This is a genomic window from Flagellimonas marinaquae, assembly GCF_023716465.1.
Classification (GTDB): Bacteria; Bacteroidota; Bacteroidia; order Flavobacteriales; family Flavobacteriaceae; genus Flagellimonas; species Flagellimonas alginolytica.
In genome coordinates this window covers 3,367,789-3,387,685 of the sequence record NZ_CP092415.1, presented here as the reverse complement: position 1 = coordinate 3,387,685, position 19,897 = coordinate 3,367,789, and the positions used below count along the sequence as shown (strand labels likewise).

At 40.5% G+C, this 19,897-nt stretch carries 11 protein-coding genes; 6 read left to right on the top strand and 5 right to left on the bottom strand.

The window, feature by feature from the left end; translation table 11 throughout:
* Positions 1–183: 183 nt before the first annotated feature.
* Positions 184–768 (bottom strand): RNA polymerase sigma factor, encoded by a 585-nt coding sequence (locus tag MJO53_RS14950; RefSeq protein ID WP_224837007.1) that lies wholly within the window; start codon positions 766–768, stop codon positions 184–186.
* A gap of 251 nt (positions 769–1,019) precedes the next feature.
* On the opposite strand from MJO53_RS14950, the gene uvrA reads away from it, so the two are divergent.
* From uvrA to MJO53_RS14925, 5 genes are all read left to right on the top strand, one after another.
* Positions 1,020–3,797 (top strand): excinuclease ABC subunit UvrA, encoded by a 2,778-nt coding sequence (gene uvrA, locus MJO53_RS14945; protein WP_252079693.1) that lies wholly within the window; start codon positions 1,020–1,022, stop codon positions 3,795–3,797.
* A 382-nt stretch (positions 3,798–4,179) separates the two neighbouring features.
* Positions 4,180–9,015, top strand: a complete 4,836-nt coding sequence (locus MJO53_RS14940) for a gliding motility-associated C-terminal domain-containing protein (protein ID WP_252079692.1) — start codon at positions 4,180–4,182, stop codon at positions 9,013–9,015.
* Positions 9,016–9,038: 23 nt separating this feature from the next.
* The gene (locus tag MJO53_RS14935) at positions 9,039–10,019 is read left to right on the top strand and encodes a type IX secretion system membrane protein PorP/SprF (RefSeq protein ID WP_286037768.1); all 981 of its coding nucleotides are present in this window, start codon (positions 9,039–9,041) and stop codon (positions 10,017–10,019) included.
* A gap of 10 nt (positions 10,020–10,029) precedes the next feature.
* Positions 10,030–11,967, top strand: coding sequence for an OmpA family protein (locus MJO53_RS14930; RefSeq protein WP_252079690.1), 1,938 nt, complete (start codon positions 10,030–10,032; stop codon positions 11,965–11,967).
* 107 nt (positions 11,968–12,074) lie between these two features.
* Positions 12,075–13,286 carry a hypothetical protein gene (locus tag MJO53_RS14925; protein ID WP_252079689.1) on the top strand — a complete coding sequence of 404 codons (1,212 nt, stop codon included), beginning with the start codon at positions 12,075–12,077 and terminating at the stop codon, positions 13,284–13,286.
* Between the two features lie 43 nt (positions 13,287–13,329).
* Here the strand turns inward: MJO53_RS14925 and MJO53_RS14920 are convergent, their stop codons facing one another.
* From MJO53_RS14920 to MJO53_RS14905, 4 genes are read right to left on the bottom strand one after another with little or no spacing between them, the layout of a single operon-like run.
* Positions 13,330–14,796, bottom strand: coding sequence for a lipopolysaccharide biosynthesis protein (locus MJO53_RS14920; protein ID WP_252079688.1), 1,467 nt, complete (start codon positions 14,794–14,796; stop codon positions 13,330–13,332).
* Positions 14,796–16,064 carry a glycosyltransferase family 4 protein gene (locus MJO53_RS14915; protein WP_252079687.1) on the bottom strand — a complete coding sequence of 423 codons (1,269 nt, stop codon included), beginning with the start codon at positions 16,062–16,064 and terminating at the stop codon, positions 14,796–14,798. The genes MJO53_RS14920 and MJO53_RS14915 overlap by 1 nt, the downstream gene beginning before the upstream one ends.
* Positions 16,064–18,496 carry a YfhO family protein gene (locus tag MJO53_RS14910; protein WP_252079686.1) on the bottom strand — a complete coding sequence of 811 codons (2,433 nt, stop codon included), beginning with the start codon at positions 18,494–18,496 and terminating at the stop codon, positions 16,064–16,066. Before MJO53_RS14910 ends, MJO53_RS14915 begins: the two co-directional genes overlap by 1 nt.
* Positions 18,497–18,520: 24 nt before the next feature.
* The gene (locus tag MJO53_RS14905) at positions 18,521–18,781 is read right to left on the bottom strand and encodes a DUF4834 family protein (RefSeq protein WP_252079685.1); all 261 of its coding nucleotides are present in this window, start codon (positions 18,779–18,781) and stop codon (positions 18,521–18,523) included.
* Positions 18,782–18,867: 86 nt separating this feature from the next.
* On the opposite strand from MJO53_RS14905, the gene MJO53_RS14900 reads away from it, so the two are divergent.
* Complete coding sequence (locus MJO53_RS14900; RefSeq protein WP_252079684.1) at positions 18,868–19,836, top strand: transporter; 969 nt, start codon at positions 18,868–18,870, stop codon at positions 19,834–19,836.
* Positions 19,837–19,897 lie beyond the last annotated feature (61 nt).

The following is a 19,897-nucleotide window of genomic DNA, read 5'->3' as shown; positions in this document are numbered from 1 at the left end:
TCAACTACATGAATCGATTTTGAAAAGCTAAGTAAGAAATCAACAGTTTTCTGGCTCGCTTTTACCGTTTTTACGGATTTTTGTTCTTCAGAGTAAATGTTTTCCATATTCTAGCGTAAGTAATTGTTTCCATTATATAACGGCGCTAGATTGGAAATATTGCAGCGTTCGACGTAATGCCGATTAATTCGTTAAAACGATGTTCTTACGCTCAACTATTTTTCTAAGATTAATAAGAGCGTATCGCATTCTGCCCAAAGCTGTGTTAATACTAACGTTGGTGTTTTCGGATATCTCTTTGAAACTCATGTCCTTGTAGATTCGCATGATAAGTACTTCGCGCTGGTCGTCCGGTAATTCTTCGATCAAAAGGGTAAGATCACTTTCTATTTGATCTTTAATGATCTGTTTTTCGGCGTTCAATTTCTCGTCGTGGATTACGGAGAAGATGTTGAAATCGTCGCTTCCCTCAAATTTGGGCATTCTCTTGTTTTTACGGAAATGGTCAATCACCAAATTGTGGGCAATTCGCATTACCCAAGGTAAAAATTTACCCTCTTCGCTGTAGCTTCCTTTTTTCAAGGTTTTGATCACCTTAATAAAAGTGTCCTGGAAGATGTCCTCTGCCACATCTCTATCCAAAACTTTGCTGTATATAAAGCTGGTGATTCTTTGGTTGTGTCTGTTGATTAGGATTTCAAGAGCCTTTTCGTCTCCGTTAATGTAGTTCTTTACTAAAATCGAGTCATTAATCTGTAGCTGTTCCATACAAATTACTTTTTTGGGTTAAAATCACAGCCCTTCCTTTGCCAAGAAAGACTTTAGTTATTCAGTTTTTAATCTTTAAAAAGTAATTATTCTGTATAGGCCTATCAGGATTTTAATTACACTTCAAATATAGATAAATAGGGAGGCGACCTAAAAATCTATGTTGTGAGTTGACGATTTTTATATGTTAACTGATACAATATACGTATAAAGTGCAGTGTATCGTATCTTTGGAACCCTAATTTTAACATATGGCAATCAATATCAACGTAGATCCTAAGCAGAATATTATAATCAAAGGTGCCAAACTACATAACCTAAAGAATATCGATGTTGTGATTCCAAGAAATAAGTTGGTGGTTATCACAGGATTATCCGGTTCTGGAAAATCGAGTTTGGCTTTTGATACACTTTATGCCGAAGGACAGCGTAGATATGTGGAAAGTCTTTCCTCCTATGCACGACAGTTCTTGGGAAAATTGGACAAACCCAAAGTGGATTATATTAAAGGTATAGCCCCTGCCATTGCCATAGAACAAAAAGTAAATTCCACCAACCCAAGATCTACGGTGGGCACTACCACGGAAATATACGATTACCTAAAACTGCTTTACGCACGTATTGGGAAAACCATTTCACCTATTTCTGGCAAAGTGGTTAAAAAGCATACCGTAACCGATGTTATCGACTACATAAAGCAGTTGAACGAAAGGGACAAACTTCTTTTGTTGTCCCCCATAACCATATCCGACGAACGAGAACCGCTAAAATCGTTGGAGCTTTTTTCCAAACAAGGGTATGCCAGGATAAAATATAAGGGAGAAGTCATCCGTATTGATCAAGCCCCGGAAGATATCGGTAGGGAATTCGATCTTGTAGTAGATCGTATTATAGTGAAGAATGATGAGGATTTCTGGAACCGTTTGGCCAATGCAGTGGACAATGCGTTTTTTGAAGGTAAGGGAACCTGTGCCATAGAAAACCTTCAGACTGGCGAGATCAAAACATTCAGCAACCAGTTTGAGTTAGACGGAATGAAGTTTTTGGAACCCAATGTACACTTGTTCAGTTTTAACAATCCCTACGGTGCATGCCCAAAGTGCGAAGGATATGGTGATGTAATAGGTATTGATGAAGACCTGGTAATTCCCAACACCTCTTTATCCGTTTATGAAAATGCAATCTTCCCTTGGCGTGGCGAAAGTATGGGCTGGTACAGGGATCAATTGGTAAATTCGGCATACAAGTTCGACTTTCCCATACATAAACCTTGGTTCGAACTTTCGGATTCCCAAAAACAATTGGTTTGGGACGGCAACGAACATTTTATTGGTATACATAAATTTTTTGAGGAACTGGAGGAGAAAAGCTATAAAATCCAGAACAGGGTAATGTTGTCCAGATACCGAGGTAAAACCAAATGCTCCGTATGTAAAGGAAAACGCCTGCGCAAAGAAGCGAACTTTGTAAAAGTGGACAATAAATCCATTTCAGATCTAATAGAGCTGCCCATTAAACAATTAATGCCGTTTTTTAACGGCTTACAGCTGTCCGAGCACGACACGGCAATATCCAAACGATTGCTCAAGGAAATTACCACCCGATTGGAGTTTTTGGACAAGGTCGGTCTAGGTTATCTTACATTAAATCGAAAATCCAACACCCTTTCCGGAGGGGAAAGTCAACGGATCAATCTCGCCACATCCTTGGGAAGCAGTTTAGTGGGGTCCATGTATATTTTGGACGAACCCAGCATTGGACTTCATCCCAGGGACACCGAAAATTTGATCGAAGTATTAAAATCACTTCGTGATCTGGGGAATACCGTTATTGTAGTAGAACACGATGAAGATATTATGAAGGCTGCCGATGAAATTATCGACATTGGCCCAGAAGCGGGGACCCTGGGCGGAAACGTAGTGGCTACCGGGGATTGGGAAACCATCTTACAGGCAGATTCGTTAACGGCAAACTATCTTAATGGAACCATGGAAATCCCTGTTCCTTCAGAACGGAGAAACTCAAAGCATTACATTCAAATTAAAGGAGCGAGAGAGAACAATCTCAAAAACATAGATGTTACTTTTCCTTTGAACGTACTCACAGTGGTCACCGGAGTGTCGGGAAGTGGAAAAAGTACCTTGGTCCGTAAAATTCTGTATCCTTCTATTTTGAAGGAAACGGGGGGGTATGGTGAAAAGGCCGGACAGTTCTCGGAAATGTATGGCAAGTATGCCCATATCAAACATGTGGAATTTGTAGATCAAAACCCGATTGGCCGTTCCTCGCGCTCCAATCCGGTCACTTATATTAAAGCCTACGATGATATAAGAAGTCTGCTCGCTTCGCAAAAACTGAGCAAGCTACGTGGTTATAAGGCCAAACACTTTTCCTTTAATGTAGATGGTGGTCGTTGCGAAAAATGTAAGGGAGAGGGAGAGATTACCGTAGAGATGCAGTTTATGGCCGATGTACATTTGGAGTGTGATGTATGTGGCGGCAAACGTTTTAAAAAGGAAATCCTGGAAGTCCAGTTCGAAGGTAAGAACATAGATGATATCTTGAACATGACCATTGACGATGCCATTGATCACTTTACCAAGTACAATCAGAACAAGATCGTAACCAAGCTAAAACCGTTGCAAGATGTAGGATTGGGTTATGTTACCTTGGGGCAATCCTCTTCCACCCTATCTGGCGGCGAGGCACAACGAATAAAACTTGCATCATTCCTGGTGAAAGGTCATACCAAGGAAAAAGCCTTGTTCATTTTTGATGAACCCACTACGGGTCTTCATTTTCACGATATCAAAAAACTGCTCAAATCCTTTGAAGAACTTTTGGACAAGGGACATTCCATTATTGTTATCGAACACAATATGGAGCTCATAAAATGTGCTGATTACATTATAGACCTAGGCCTCGAAGGCGGTGAAAAAGGTGGGAACTTGGTAGTCGAAGGCACTCCGGAGGAAATCGTTAAAAATAATTTGTCACATACGAGTAAATATCTCGCTCAAATAATCTAAAGTAAAAAAGCTGACAACTCTTAATAGGACCTTGAGCAGGAGAGTTTATATTTATAAATATAAAGGTATTTCAAGTTTGTAAGAAACCACTTTTGTATTTGTAATCTTATATGTTTACCCCCTAATTTATGGGATTATCCCGTCAATTGATATGCTTATTTCGTCAATTCATATCATTGATTTATCAAATGACACCTAAGCCATCTTATTTATCTGCCTAAAATTGTGGGTTAAATAACAATTTATTCACGTATGGTGAATTTATACGTTCCACAAAACATCCATCCGTTATTTGTAAACAAAAGTTCGAATACATCGAGCATAGCTTATTGTATCGGATTCTTCTTCCCGTTCCTTACCAATAACCACAAAGCTAATTGCCATGAAAACGAGATATAAAGAAAGTAACCAAAGGTTTCATATAGGGTCAATTTTGTTGCTTTTTACCTTGATCAGCTTTAGCTTGGCCCTAAGGGCCCATACATTGAATGGTTACTATACGGAAAATGCAATTTACAATAACACAACCGAAACAGGCACAAACCTCTATGTGCCAAGTATAGCAGTGGTCGTGTCCGGAACCGTCAATGGAGATTGTTCTGCTATAAATTATACAGTATTTATAAGAAATAATAGTACCAATAGTGAATCACTAACAATTACAGAGGCCATTGATATAAATGATCCAGCGTTGATAGTAAACCTTACTCCCGTATCCGGTGATACTAATAACGATGGGATATTGGATCCTGGTGAATCATGGGAACTCAATGCAACACGAAATTTAAGTCCCGATGACCTTAGTCAAGACTCCTTTCAAAACCAAGTAAGGGTCACGTGCGAAGTTGTGGGGCAACCGGGGGTAACCACAATTGATTTATCCGACGATAACTTGTTCAATGAAGATGATCCAACCATACTCGATATTTCCTCATGTAGGAATATAGGGTCGGTGCTTTTGGTGGAAACCAAGGATTTCTTGGGCAATTCACCAGGGTGTATCACAATAGAATACACATTGGTTGTTAGAAACCTAAATACAGCAAATGAATCATATACCAATCTTGTTGTAACGGATCTAGATCCCGAGTTAACTTTTACTGGAGCATCACCAAACATAGGTGATTCCAACAATGATGGGATATTTAATGCGGGGGAGTCATGGGAGTTCACCGCTTCAAGAAATTTGACCACAAACGATTATGACATGGGAACCTTGAGCAACCAAGCAACCATTACCTGCGAATTGGTGGGCCAACCAAGTTTAATCGTTAGTGACCTTTCCCATCCAACTGATTTTAATTTGGATGCCCCAACAAATACAGATTTATTTTGTTCCAACGACATTCGCTTGGTTAAAACAGGAGTTTTTGGTGATCAGGCAGAAGGCGGGGAATGTACAACTGTTTCATATACATTTCAGCTCATACATGCTGGGGACCCTACCGAAACTTTTGAATCGGTTATGTTGATAGATCCATTACTGGGTGGAAATCTTGGAGAGCCCAACTCAGGAGACGAGGGAGCCTCTGGCGTATTGGAACCGGGTGAGACATGGATTTTTGATAAGAAATACGAAGTAACGCCAAGTGATTTTATCGCTGGACAAGTAACAAACCAAGCCTATGTGGAAGCTACTCCCATACCATTACCTAATATTCAATTCCGTTCTGTTGACCTTTCAGATTTTGAAAGTTTTGATGAAAATAGGCCAACTGTAACCAATGTTGCTCCATGCGCACCAAGTGTTACTGTAGTTAAAAAGGGAATTGATGTAATAGTCTGCGAAGAATTGGAATACACTTTTTCAGTAGTCAACCAAAGCTTAAATGGTGAGGTTTTGGAAAATGTTGTGCTTACCGACCCACTATTGGGCGGGGTAATCAATGGCCCGGTATCTGGGGATACAAATAATAACGGACTATTGGAAGTAGGTGAAGAATGGGCTTATATCAGCAATTACAATATAACCCAGCAAGATATAGATAATGGACAGGTCACAAATCAAGCCACGGTTACGGCAGATGTTCAGGGTCAACCTGGAGTTACAATATCTGACTTATCCGATGATGACAATGTATGGGAAGACGACCCTACGGTATTTAGCTTGTCACACTGTGTCCCGAACATATCTTTAATAAAGACCGGTACCGCATTGGATGAAGTCGGTGGCTCTGGTTGTTTTGAAATCTTTTACACTTTTCAAGTAACCAACGAAGGCGCATTGACCGTACTGGAAAACCCAGTACTTAACGACCCGTTGCTAGGCGGTGTTATTACAGGGCCCATATCTGGGGACGACAATAGTAACAACCAGATTGATCAAGGAGAAACATGGATCTACAATGCCACTTATACCGTTCTTCAACAAGATTTGGACAACGGGCAAGTTACCAATCAAGCCACTGTTACGGCAGATGTTGTGGGACAAATCGGAGAAAAGGTTTCGGATCTCTCAGATGATGATAGCCCAACAGAGAATGATCCGACCGTTATAAGTTTGATAAACTGTGTACCTCGAATACACCTAATAAAAACAGGAGTGGCCAAGGATGGACAAGGTGAAATAGACGGTTGTGCATTTATAGATTACACCTTTAGAGTGACCAATGAAAGTACGGATGGACAGATTTTGGAGAATGTGACCATTACCGATTTAAACCTACCCCTATCTATTCCACTAACACCAAGTGAAGGGGATGATGTAAACCCAGGGCAATTGGATCCTGGTGAAACCTGGATTTTCAATACCATTGAGTACCAATTGACCACCGAAGACCGCTTAAATGGACAGGTGGAAAATTCTGCTTTAGTGAAGGCGGCCTTGGTCGGTTTTCCTGATGTGACCGTAGAGGATGTATCTGATTTTGAAAGCGCTGATGAGGACAGGCCGACCATTATACTCCTTAATGATTGTGAGCCCCGTATTGGGTTGATTAAGACCGGGGTCGTAAATGCAGATTGTACGGCCATAGATTACACTTTCACCGTGACCAACGAAAGTACATCCAACGAGCTACTTGAGAATGTGGTGCTCACTGACCTTAACCTGCCCATGGTAATCAATGGCCCCACGGGCGATGAAAACAATATTGGTTTATTAGATCCTAATGAGACCTGGATTTATACTGCAACCCAGCCTATTACCCAAAACGACATCGATTTTGGATGTTTTCACAACCAGGCCTATGTAACCTCAAACGTACAGGCCTATCCGGATTTTCCCATTGAAGACCTATCGGATGACAATAGTCCAGATGAAGATGATGTTACCGAGGTAGACCTGAGTAGTTGCCAAAATATATCCGTCGGTTTGATAAAAGAAGGAGAAACTGTGGATATTATTGATAACGATGGTTGTGATGATCACATTCAATATACCTTTACAGTGCACAATACCGGTGACGCTCCCCTAGCAACCGTTAGTATCGTTGATAATTTGTTACAAGGGAATCCCATTTTGGATGATACCTCGGACGATGGTTCGGATGGTATTTTGAGCGTGGGCGAAAACTGGGTGTTCTCTGGCCTATATCCTTTACAACAGTCCGACATAGATGCGGGCAATGTAGAAAATACCGCTACCGTTACCGCATTCAATCTATGTGGAACCGCTGAGGTACAGGACCAATCCGATGACGATTCCCCAAATTCCAATGAAAATGACCCCACAAACACCACAATATCTTCAGATTCCTGCGAGCAAGGTACGGCAAGCATAAGTCTCATAAAAACAGGGGCGCTGGAAGACTTGAACCAAGATGGCTGCCAAGAAAGTATATTGTACACTTTCACCGTCACAAACAATGGAGATGTGGCTTTGGATAGCGTTGTCTTATTGGATAACTTATTTGGAGGTGAAATTGTTGGCCCCATCGCAGGAACGGACGTAAACGAGGATGGTGTGCTTTCACCAGCAGAAAGTTGGACATTTGAAGCCATTTACGCCATTGTTCAGGAAGATATAGATCTGACCTTTGTGGAAAATACAGCAACAGTAACCGCAGAAATCTTTGATACGGATATCCCGTTACAAGATGTTTCGCATCCTAGCGATGAAACTTTGGATGGGCCGACACAGACCAGTGTTCCCGATACGGCGTGTACAACTGGAGCTCCAAGCATTGAACTCAATAAAATTGGTAATCTACATGATTTTAATAATGATGGTTGTATTGAAAGTATTCTCTACAGCTTTACCGTGGCCAATACCGGGGATTTTGACTTGCTTGAGGTTGTTCTGCAAGATGATTTCTTGGGTGGAACCGTTGATGGCCCCGACCCCAATACCGATATGGGCAATGACAATGTACTGTCCATTGGGGAGAGCTGGAGCTATCAAGTCCTATATAGCCTAGTGCTAAATGAAATCAATAGTACCATCAATAACCAAGCGGTGGTATCCGCCAAACCAGAGAACTTGGATGTAACAATTTCTGACGGTGATTCAGATTCCACAATGGTTCCATCCGATGTGTGTACCAGTGGTGGTCCCGGGATTGCTTTGGTAAAAACAGGGGAACTTGATGACCTAGATTTGGATGGATGCAACGAATCTATCCGATACACCTTTATCGTGAGCAATGTTGGTAGTGCAAATCTCACCGACATAACACTAGAAGACCAAAAGTTGGATGATGTAATTTCCACACAGCTGAGCCCAGGAGAAGACATAGGGGACGATGGTATTCTATCTGTTGGCGAAAGCTGGACATTTACCGCTAATTATAGTATAACAGAAATGGATATAGAGAATGGATCAGTGGTAAATCAAGCTACGGTCTTTGCTTCTATAGTAGGCCAACAAACTAAGGTATCTGATTTATCCGACGATAACAGTCCTTTGGAAAACAACCCTACCGAAACGTTGGTACCCGAGGAGATTTGCACCTTTACGATTAATGACCCTGATTTTGAAATATTTAATGGGATTACACCAAATGGAGATGGAATCAATGATCATTTCCAAATAAACGGTATTGAGGCCTATCCCGATAACACTTTAAAAGTATTCAATAGATGGGGAGCCCTGGTTTATGAAGCCGAAGGATATGGAACCGGGAATAAATTGTTCACAGGGGTTTCAGAAGGCAAGGCTACAGTTTCCAAAGAAAATAAACTTCCTGGCGGTACTTATTTCTATATACTCGAATTTCCCAATGAAAATCCAGGTGCAAAGAACTATTCAGGCTACCTCTTCCTAAGCAACAATAATTAAAATACCCATATCAACTTTTAAAGATGACAAATCCTTTGCTAAAAAGGTCAATAGACAAAAACGTGAAAAAAATAGTTTTCTATATATGCCTCCTGGGGTCAACTTTTTTGATGTGTGCCCAACAAGATGCACAATACACACAATATATGTACAATACCCAGATTATAAATCCAGCCTATGTGGGTTCAAGGGAAACATTGAGCTTTGGTGTGTTGGGCCGTTACCAATGGGTTGACCTGGAAGGTTCTCCAAAAACCGGGACTTTTACGGTAAACCTCCCTGTCGGTTTATATGACAATATGGGAATAGGGCTATCGATTATTCATGATCAAATAGGCCCGGCAGTTGAATCCAATGCTGTAATCGACTTTTCTTACGCACTTCATTTGGCCCGTAGAAATGTGAGCAAGCTTTCATTTGGATTGAAGGTCGGAGCAGATATGTTGGACGTGGATTACTCCAAATTAAATTTATCAAATCCCAACGACCCATTCTTTCAAAATAATATAGATTCCAAAATCCAACCACAAGTGGGGGCCGGAATCTATTACAATACCCAAAAATTCTATGCCGGGGTATCCGTTCCAAATTTCCTTTCCATACAGCACTTTGATGAACAATCACTAGATGACGAAAACCTTGAAGGTGTTGTGGTGGAAAGGTTGCACTATTTTTTTATTGCCGGCTATGTATTCGACCTGAATCCCAATCTAAAATTAAAACCAGCAACCCTTTGGAGAATGGTAGATGGTGCTCCCCTTCAATGGGATTTATCGGCCAATTTTATGTTCAAGGAAAAGTTTGTCGTTGGGGCATCGTATAGATGGAACGCGTCTATAAGTGCATTATTGGGATTTCAAATTTCGGACAGCATCTTTGCAGGTGTAGGATATGATTACCAATCAACAGCAATTGAAGATTATAGCAACGGCTCTTATGAAGTTTTTCTTCGATTCGACATCTTTAACAAAGCGGAAAAAATAGTAGCCCCAAGATTTTTTTAATACACAGCATATGTTACCCCAAAAATACTTCCTACTCTCCTTATTTATTTGTTTTACCTGTGCAATGAACGCACAGTCGAGCATAATCAAAAAAGCAAACAAAGAATTTGATACCTACGATTTCATCAATGCGAGGGAAATATACCTTAAAGTTGTAGAAGATGGATATGAATCGGTCCAAGTCTATAAAAAGTTAGGAGACACGTACTATTTTAATAGTGATTATGCCAATGCTGTAAAATGGTATAAAGAGTTGATAAAAAAATACTCCGATGAGATGGAAGCTGTCTATTATTATAGAACTGCACAGAGCTTAAAAAGTATTGGGGAATATCAAGAATCGAAAAAGGTAATGGGCAAATTTGCCGAAAAATCAGCAACCACCAGAATCGCTGAAATATATGCGAACGAGTATTCCGCTCTGGATAGCTTAGTGGATTTTCAATCCAAAAAATTTGAAGTGGATAACATTACAAAACTATTGTCCAGTTCAGATTTTGGCCCATCTTTTTTTATGGACAAGCTTGTATATGCCTCTTCTTCCCAAGAAACAGAAGGCTCTAAAGTTCATAATTGGTCTGGATTACCCTATGTTGATTTGTATGAGGCCGAAATTACCGATGACTGGGAAATCGCAAACCCTAAACCTATCAAGGGAGAAATAAATTCGCCATATCATGAAACAACCGCCGCTTTCACCAAAGACGGTAATACCATGTACTTTACCCGAAACAACTATATAAACGGTAAGAAAAAGAAGAACAAAGAAAAAATTGTAACGCTTAAAATTTATAGAGCGGAAAAAAATGATGAAGGGCTGTGGAGCAATGTCGAAGAATTGCCTTTTAATAGTGATTCATACTCTGTAGCACACCCTGCATTGAGTCCAGATGAAACTCGCTTGTACTTTTCATCCAACATGAAAGGAACATTGGGTGAATCTGATATTTGGTATGTAAAAATCAGTGAATCAAAAAACTATGGGACCCCTATTAACCTTGGGCCAGAAATTAACACAGAAGCGCGGGAGACTTTTCCCTATGTCAGCAAGAGCAATGTCCTTTATTTTTCCAGCGATGGGCATTTAGGCTTGGGTGGATTGGACGTTTTTGCTGTTTCGCTGGACAGTGAAGGCGAGTTTATAAAAGTTACGAACCTAAAACAGCCCATAAACTCGAACAAGGATGATTTTGGTTTTATTATCAACGAGGAAAAACAAGTGGGATATGTTTCATCCAATAGAGACGGGGATGAAGGTAGCATTTCTGATGATATCTATAGAGTTTGGGAAAAATGTGGTGTAATAAATATTGAAGGACTGGTTTCGGATGCAAACACAACCCAACCATTGAGCAATTCAAAAGTTACCTTATTAGATGAAAACAATAATGTAGTTTCACAAACAAAAACCGATAAAAAAGGGAGATACACGTTTGAAAATTTGGTGGATTGTGGCAAACAATATTCCGTTAGGGCTGAAAACAATACTAGGGAATATACACCCACGGAAAAAAATATCAAGACTCCCAGAGGTTCAAAAACCGTGGAACTGAACCTGGAACTTACTCCACCGGACTGTGCAGTGGATGACCTTGGGTGTAGATTAAATCTTTTGCCTATATACTTTGACTATGGTAAGCATTACATAAGAAAGGATGCAGAAGTGGAGTTGGCCAAAATATTACAAGCATTAAAGCAATACCCTCAGTTAAAAATCCATATAGAATCCCATACTGATTCAAGATCTAGTAGCTCTTTCAACATGAAATTGTCTTCTAGAAGGGCACAATCCACCTTAAATTGGTTTGTAAAGAAAGGTATTAGTAGAAGTAGGCTTACCGCAAAAGGATATGGAGAAACACAGTTGTTAAACGAATGTTCCAATGGAGTCGAGTGTACCGATGAGCAACATCAACTTAACCGAAGATCAATGTTTATTATTAAATAAATAATTATTTACATGCTGTATATCAGTTGGTTATATTTTTTGGCACGCTGATTGCTCTTACAAGGGTGGATGTAAATATTTGCATCTGGAACTTAAAACCTTGTAGTATGAAAAAGTTAGTACTCATTATAGCAGCGGTTGTTTTTGGAATACCAAGTATCCAGGCAGAAACAACAAATACAACGGTTACCGCACCTAATTATCGATATGGAAATTCTTTCATCTTTATAGAAGATGGGGTTACTTTTTCCGTTTATCCCGATGGTGAGTTCGATTTCTATATGGACAACAGGGTAAATGTTGGCGTAGGAGCTAGAATTGGCAATGTCGGTATCACTTTTAACTCCGGATATAACTACAATCCATTTGTTCAGTACGATGATTACGGTGCTGTAATTCAAGTAGAGAATACCCCTATTTTTTACGATTACTATGGCCGTGTATCACAAATAGGAAATGTTGATATATGGTACAACAATGGTAGGGTACGGAGAATTGGTGGCCTACATGTTTACTATAATGGTGGAGTTTTTAGTCACTACACAGGGTTTATCAATGTATATAATCGAAGATATGTGTACAGACCTTTTCACAGATATTTTATAAGACCGACCGTTGGTTTTTGCAACGTATACGCTAGACCGTACAGAAGGTATTACAGACCTGTTCGATATACATATTATACACCTTATAGATACAATACAAGACGTGCTTATGCAAGAGTTGGCAAAGTCTATAGAAATGATAACAGGTATAGAAGGGACAAAATCTATAGAAATGACAGAAGAGTTTCTGTAAGGGACAATAGCGCCAGAAGGGCCGATTATGGAAGAAGCAATGCAACGGTATCCAAAAATTCCTCAAGAAGAGGATACTCAACAGCAAACCGTTCCAGCAATTCCGTAAAAAGAAATACGGTGGCTTCAAGGAGTTCCAGTAGCAATAATTACAGAAAATCCAACAACGTTGGTCGATCAAGTAGAACTTTGACCACCAATACAAAGGTCACTCGAACTCCGAACAAGAGAACCGTGAGCACAAGAAAAGTGACCAGTAACTCACGAGGGACCACTGTAAAACGCACAAGTAGTAGTACATATAAAAAGCCTCAATCGGTAGCAAGGTCTTCCAATAGAACAACGCTGAACAAAGGCAACTCTACACGCAGAACAGTGTCCAAAAGTGCAAGGCCTAGAGTCAAGAAAAGCACTGTGAGCAGAAAAAGTAGTTCAAGAGCAACGGTAAGCCGAAGTTCTGGCAATAGAAAAAGTAATACAAGTGCTTCAAGGTCCTCGAGATCTTCAAGAAGTAACAATTAGAAAGATTTTTTAGGTTGGTTAGTTGTATGCCCCGTAGCTGAATTTATTCGCTACGGGGTATTTTTTTGAGCCATTTGGACAATATTCCGGATACATCTTCAGAAATATTAAAACGGTACAAAATACCTAAGTACATTACAGATACCAATATGGATTTTAAACCAATATTTATTAACGGATGAAATTGAAACTGCACAAAATCGAACAGTACAATCAATAAGACCAAGGTCGAAAAAACCTTAAATGTCGCCGAGGTAAAAGGCAAAATGCCAAATTTCAGCTTCACAAAAACCAATTTTACCAGATTAAAGATAAAAATAGAGACAAAACTGGCCCATGCAGCCCCTTCCATGCCTAATTTGGGAATCAACAAAAAGTTGAGCAAAATGGTCAAGGCAGCCAAACAGACCCCGAACACCAACACCGTTTTATAGTATTTAGAGTTGTACAAGATAGAATTTATGTTTCCCAAAAGTGAATCCATAACTTTGGCCAAACCGATCAAGAACACAATGGTGAAGCCATTTCTATAATTTTCGGGAAGCATTAAATATAAGTCGTTGAGGTTTAAAATAATCAAAACGAACAAGATGCCCGAAGCAATGAACAGTGTTAGTGAGGTTTTTTTGTACAAAGTATCCAGACCAGCTTCATTTTTGGTATTCAACAGCTCTGCTGTTAATGGATAAGTAATCTGGTGCATGGCACGAGACGGTACAATAATCACAGTAGCGATATAAACGGACACTCCATAATACGCCACATTTTCTATACTGATGAACTGATTCAGCATCACTTTGTCTATTTCCAACAAAACCAGGGATGCAGATCCTCCCAAAATAATTAAAAAAGAATAGGACAGGATTTCTTTGGTATAGTTCGGAAACTTAAAACTAAACTTGGGCATCCGAAGGGAAAAAGCATACATTTTAATGATCAGTGTCCGCAATAGATACAATCCTACTAAACATTTGAAGAACATATCCAATGAGATCACATCAAAATAAAACAGGACAAGCAAAAGGGACACCCCTACCCTGGCAAAAACCTCCTTCATAAAGTTTCCGAAAACCGACTTTAGATGCACCTTGGTCCAGGAGTAAAATACTTCAAAATAGCCCATCGCTAGTCCCACAAAAAAGACATACCACAGATAATCCTTTACCATAGGGTTTACTTGGGACACCCAATCGCCAATGGGATTGTACCAAATCAAGCCGACCAAGGCAACGGGAACTACCCCGAGCAGCGGAACCAACAACATCAAGGTAAAAAAACCATCTTTTTCGGTCTCTTGATGATTGCTATAAAACTTGATCATGGTATTGTGCACCCCAAATGCCATTAGCGGCATTAATATGGCTCCCGAAGCCAAAATAAAGGTTACCAGGCCGTAATATTTGTCCGGCAGTATTTTGGTATACAGAAACAACGTATTAATAGCTCCAAAAAAGAACCCCAGATACGTTACTACTGTATTTTGTATGGATTGCTTAAGAACAACGCCCATTAGATAAATTTAGCCAAAGATTCCGTTAACGCCCGTCTGTGATATTGCTCCACTCCTTCTGAATTACAACTTAAAGTTCCTTTTTCGTACTGATGGAATGCCTCCAAAAGTACAGTTTTTAAAGTCGCTACATTATTATGCAAACAGAACGTTCCCGCTTTATGGTCCACGACCATAGCACCCGCCTCCCAGCCTTGTGGTCCTATGGCCAAAATAGGTCGCTTGGCATTCAAATATTCGAACAGTTTTCCTGGAATAATACCTTTGGTTTCTTTGGAATCAATCTCCAACAGCAATAGCAATTGTGACTTTTGCTGGGTTTCCAAAACCTTATCGTGTGGAAGATAGCCCAATTGTTCCACATAGTCGGTAAGTCCAAAATCCTTAATGGATTGTAGCACTTCCTCCCCCACTACACCTGCCAGTTGGATATGTAAAGCGTCTTTAAACAATTCATTTTCAGACAACAGTTCCTGTACAGCTTTCCAAAAACCTAAAGGGTTTCTGCCTGTCAACAACGAACCAATATGTGAAATGGTAAACTTTTTATCCAAGGCAACCAATGGCAATTCATCATCAAAACCATTGGTGATCACTTTAATGGGCTTGGGAGTTATGGCCTCAAATTCCAATTTTGTGGTTTTGCTTGTTACCACGATCTTATCTGCTCGTAAAAGAACGCTTTTTTCCAGTGCCTTATGTTTTAAATGGGCATAATTGGTGAGCCGTAAACTTTTGTGGTACCCAATAGAGGTCCATGGGTCTCTAAAGTCGGCAACCCATTGGATATTGTACTTTTTTTTGAGTCCAAGTCCGATCAAATGTAAACTGTGCGGTGGCCCTGTTGTGACAATAGTGGTTATGCCCTCGTCCGCGATTACCTTCGCCAAATAAGAAATGGATGGTTTTACCCAAAGTTTCCTCGCATCAGGAATAAAAAAGTTACCGCGAATCCAAAGCAGCACCTTCTCAATAAAAGATGGATCTTTCTCCTTTATAATTCCAGAACTTATGGTCCTTGTTTTCTTTTTGGACAATATTGAGGCCCAACCGTAGGGCTCTTTTATCGGACGTTTCAGTATTCGGATGGAACTTGGAACTTCGTTCACCAGCTTGTTATCGATTATCGGATAGCTGGGGTTCTCCGGAACATAAACGATGGGGTCCAACCCAAGTTCGGGCAAGTATTTTACAAATTTGAGCCATCGCTGTACACCTGGTCCGCCCGCCGGAGGCCAATAATACGCTATGACCAAAATTTTTCGCATTAGGCCTCTTCCTTTTTACGCGAGAACAATGTAAAGCCCAGTCCCCCAACTATAATTATGCCAAGCAGGATGTTGGCCATCAAGCTGATCTGACTACCAGTTTCCACCACTTCGGGCTCAAACTTCAATTCGATTTCGTGCTCACCAGCGGGTACCTTGATACCGCGAAGTGCATAGTTTACTTTGTAATGTTCCTGAAATTCACCATCTACAAAAGCATTCCAGCCCGATGGATAATGCATCTCGGAGAATACGGCAAAACCAGTATTAGGGTTTTTAGATGTATATTTTAGGTAATTGGGGCGGTAATCTACCAAATCTATTCTTGCCAACGAATCTGCTGTGTAACGCATCTTGGTCAATTCCGGATATTGCGCCGTGTTCACCACGGCCTGTGTCTTGGAATTAAAATCGCCCAGTTTTTGGATTGCCTCGTTGGCAGATGAAACGGCCACCAATTGATCCACAAACCAAGCATTGCCGTTGGCATCTGGATTTACAGCCGGAAAACTATTGCCTTCTTCATCTTGTTGGATAATATATTTAACATTCAACATATTAAGAACCTGAAGGTTGTTCTGGTACAAATGATACTCGAACAGATCTTGCAGTGCACGTGGTTTCGCAGCATGGTAGCCACCGATCGATTTATGAAAATAGGAGGTTCGTGAACCATTTAAGCCTTCCTGAGGGTCAAAAACACGATAAATAGAATCGTCCTGCATGATCATTTGGTCTATTTGACTGGCTTGGAACGGTTGGTTTACTTGACGCTGACGTACAAAATCGTCCTCGTTCACGTACCTAAGGTCCACTCCTACCAAATCAAAAAGAATAAGGGCGCCAAGGGCAAATACCAAAATGTTTTTGTTGATTTTCTCTTTAATAAAAAACCACAATGCGGCTGCGGCCAAAAGAACATAGACCAACGAACGAATGGTGTCGCTAACATAAACAGCTTCACGATCGCGTAGGATCATGGACATTAACTCATCTCCAAAGTATCCACGGTACATTTCGTCCCGGGCACCTTCAAAATCAAAGAAACCTTTTAACAATAATATCACTATGCCCAAACCAGCCGTTATAAAAAAGCTCCATTTTAGAGCATTTAGTTTTTCTTTTTGACCTGTGCTGGATTTAAACAGTTCCCAAACTCCTAAAATACCAAGCACCGGCAAACAGAGTTCCAGTACTACTTGTATGGAGGATACGGCCCGGAACTTATTGTACATGGGAAAATAATCTATCATAAAATTGGTGAGCAAAGGAAAGTTCTTGCCCCACGATAAGAGCAAGGCCATAACAGCTCCCGATAATAACCACCATTTTTTTCTTCCATCAACCAAAAAACCGCCCAACACAAACAAAAAGAAAACGATTGCGCCTACGTAGGCAGGGGCTGCTACAATGGGTTGATCGCCCCAATAAAGTGGTAGACCACTCGAAAATTCCAATGCTTTGGTGGGGGTCAGCCCTTGATTGGTCAAGTATTCATAAGCTTTGGAATCCTTGCCCAGGTTCTCACTGCCCGAACCACCAAAAAGTCTAGGTACAAATACATTTAGGGATTCCATTACCCCATAACTGTATTGTGTAATGTAATCGTAGTCCAACCCTGTGGAAACGGCTTTTTCACTTCCATCGGGGTTAATGGTGAGTTCGGATTTTCCACGGGTACTCCAATCGGCATACTCCTTTGTAGCCAGCAAACTCGTGGCATTGGTAAAAACGGAAAGAACAACGGCCAAAACCAAAATTCCTACAGAAACAAAAAAGTGTTTAAGTTCTTTTTCCTTAATGGCATAAATGAGATATACCAAACCCATTAGTAGTACCAAAAGCATAAAATAATAGGTCATTTGGTAGTGATTGGCACTTATTTCGAGTGCCATGGCCAGTGCAGTGAGTATAAATCCTAGAATATATTTTTTTCGAAAAACGAGTACAACCCCGCCAAGAACCATTGGAATATAACCCAAAGCATGTGCCTTGGCATTGTGCCCCACGCCAAGAATAATAATCAGGTAGGTAGAGAAGCCAAAAGCTATGGCTCCAAGTGCCGCCAACCTAAAATCAACCTTAAGGCAAAGCAACAGAATGTAAAAGCCTATAAAATATAGAAATAAATAATCGGCGGGTCTCGGTAAAAAACGGATCAGACGATCTAACTCTTTTACATAATTATGGGGATAATTGGCTCCCAACTGGTAGGTGGGCATGCCGCCAAATGCACTATTGGTCCAATAGGACTCCACACCCGTGGCATCCTTGTAGGCATCCCGTTCCTGGGCCATGCCCTTGTACAACGCTATATCGGATTGATAAATAGCTTTTCCCTGTAAAACTGGATAAAAATAGACCAGTGATGCAAGAATGAATAAAGCAATAACACAAATATGGGTGATAATGGCTTTTGGAGAAAGATTCATGGATAGGTTTTGATTCGGCAAATATTAATCAATTTCCTCAAAATCTATGTATTCTCCAACTTTTTTTGAAGGATTGGATCTGCGATGTGGTTTTTTGGATATGGTGGTCTCCCCTTCCCGTGTTTTTGTATGTCCAAAATCCCCAGGATTTCCGAACTGCTGCTCAAAACGCTCGTTGGTCTTGCGCATGGCGTAATTGAACAATTTCGGCGCCAACCATTTTAACAGGAATTTAAGCCCGTAGTATACTAATATGAATATTAAAATCGTTTGTAATAAAACCATATAACCTCAGTTATTGAATCAAATTTACACTGTTAGTCCCGCAAACCCATAAAACGTATCTTAAAATAGTATTAAAAACCAGTTATATGGACATTTCCATAATCAAAAAGAAATTCTTTTTACTCGCTTTTTTCCCCACCATTATCTGCGCACAATATACCGATGTGATCAATTCCAACCGCCCGGGCAGGGCCGCAAGTGCCTATGCCGTTGGTAAAAATGTGGTACAGGCAGAAGTTGGCTTGCTGTACGAACAGCAGGACAATGCGGACTTAAACTCCGACTCCAACATTTTTGGTGCCGATTATGCCCTACGTTACGGATTGCTTTTCGAGGAGCTGGAAGTAATCATGGAAGGTACGTTCATTACACAGAACATTACTTATCCGGACTTGGGCATCGAGGGTTCGCTCACCAATTTTTCCAGAAATCGTGTTGGATTAAAATATTTGGTCTTTGACCCCTACAAAGATCCTGCTCGGAGCAAACCCAACTTGTACAGCTGGAGGGCCAACAACCTTTTTCAATGGAAAAACCTGATTCCGGCCGTGTCGGTGTACGGTGGTGCGAATTTTGTATTGGGCGATAATCCGTTCTATCCCGGCGAACCTACAATTTCGTACCGTGGTGGAATCCAAACACAGAGCAGGCTATCCCCAAGGTTTGTATTGATTTCCAATATTGCCTACGATCGTATTACGACCGATACTCCCGAATGGCGATACGCCCTTTCGGTAACCCATGCTTTTCGTGACCCCAGATGGAGTGTCTTTTTTGAGGGACAGGGCATTTCCGGGGACCGCTATTCTGATATTATCCTAAGGACCGGGGTGGCCCGTTTGATCAATCCTAATTTCCAGGCCGATATCCATATGGGATCGGGTTTTAAAAACGACCCTTCCCGTATATTTGTAGTGCTCGGTTTTTCGTATCGCTTGGATTTTCATAAAGATGAACTTATTCCGATCAACGAGCAGCAATCTGGCATGAACGGGAAAATCAAAAAGAACTCCAATAAACGGAAATCAAAAAAGAAGAGAAAAAACCGTGGTTAATCCATGGATTTTTACGTTTTACATCATCTTATTTTTCTAGCGCAAGTAATATTCATAATAT

Coding starts and splice junctions, on each gene's coding strand:
- MJO53_RS14950 (WP_224837007.1), bottom strand. CDS start 768: ATGGAACAGCTACAGATTAATGACTCGATTTTAGTAAAGAACTACATT.
- uvrA (WP_252079693.1), top strand. CDS start 1,020: ATGGCAATCAATATCAACGTAGATCCTAAGCAGAATATTATAATCAAA.
- MJO53_RS14940 (WP_252079692.1), top strand. CDS start 4,180: ATGAAAACGAGATATAAAGAAAGTAACCAAAGGTTTCATATAGGGTCA.
- MJO53_RS14935 (WP_286037768.1), top strand. CDS start 9,039: ATGACAAATCCTTTGCTAAAAAGGTCAATAGACAAAAACGTGAAAAAA.
- MJO53_RS14930 (WP_252079690.1), top strand. CDS start 10,030: ATGTTACCCCAAAAATACTTCCTACTCTCCTTATTTATTTGTTTTACC.
- MJO53_RS14925 (WP_252079689.1), top strand. CDS start 12,075: ATGAAAAAGTTAGTACTCATTATAGCAGCGGTTGTTTTTGGAATACCA.
- MJO53_RS14920 (WP_252079688.1), bottom strand. CDS start 14,796: ATGGGCGTTGTTCTTAAGCAATCCATACAAAATACAGTAGTAACGTAT.
- MJO53_RS14915 (WP_252079687.1), bottom strand. CDS start 16,064: ATGCGAAAAATTTTGGTCATAGCGTATTATTGGCCTCCGGCGGGCGGA.
- MJO53_RS14910 (WP_252079686.1), bottom strand. CDS start 18,496: ATGAATCTTTCTCCAAAAGCCATTATCACCCATATTTGTGTTATTGCT.
- MJO53_RS14905 (WP_252079685.1), bottom strand. CDS start 18,781: ATGGTTTTATTACAAACGATTTTAATATTCATATTAGTATACTACGGG.
- MJO53_RS14900 (WP_252079684.1), top strand. CDS start 18,868: ATGGACATTTCCATAATCAAAAAGAAATTCTTTTTACTCGCTTTTTTC.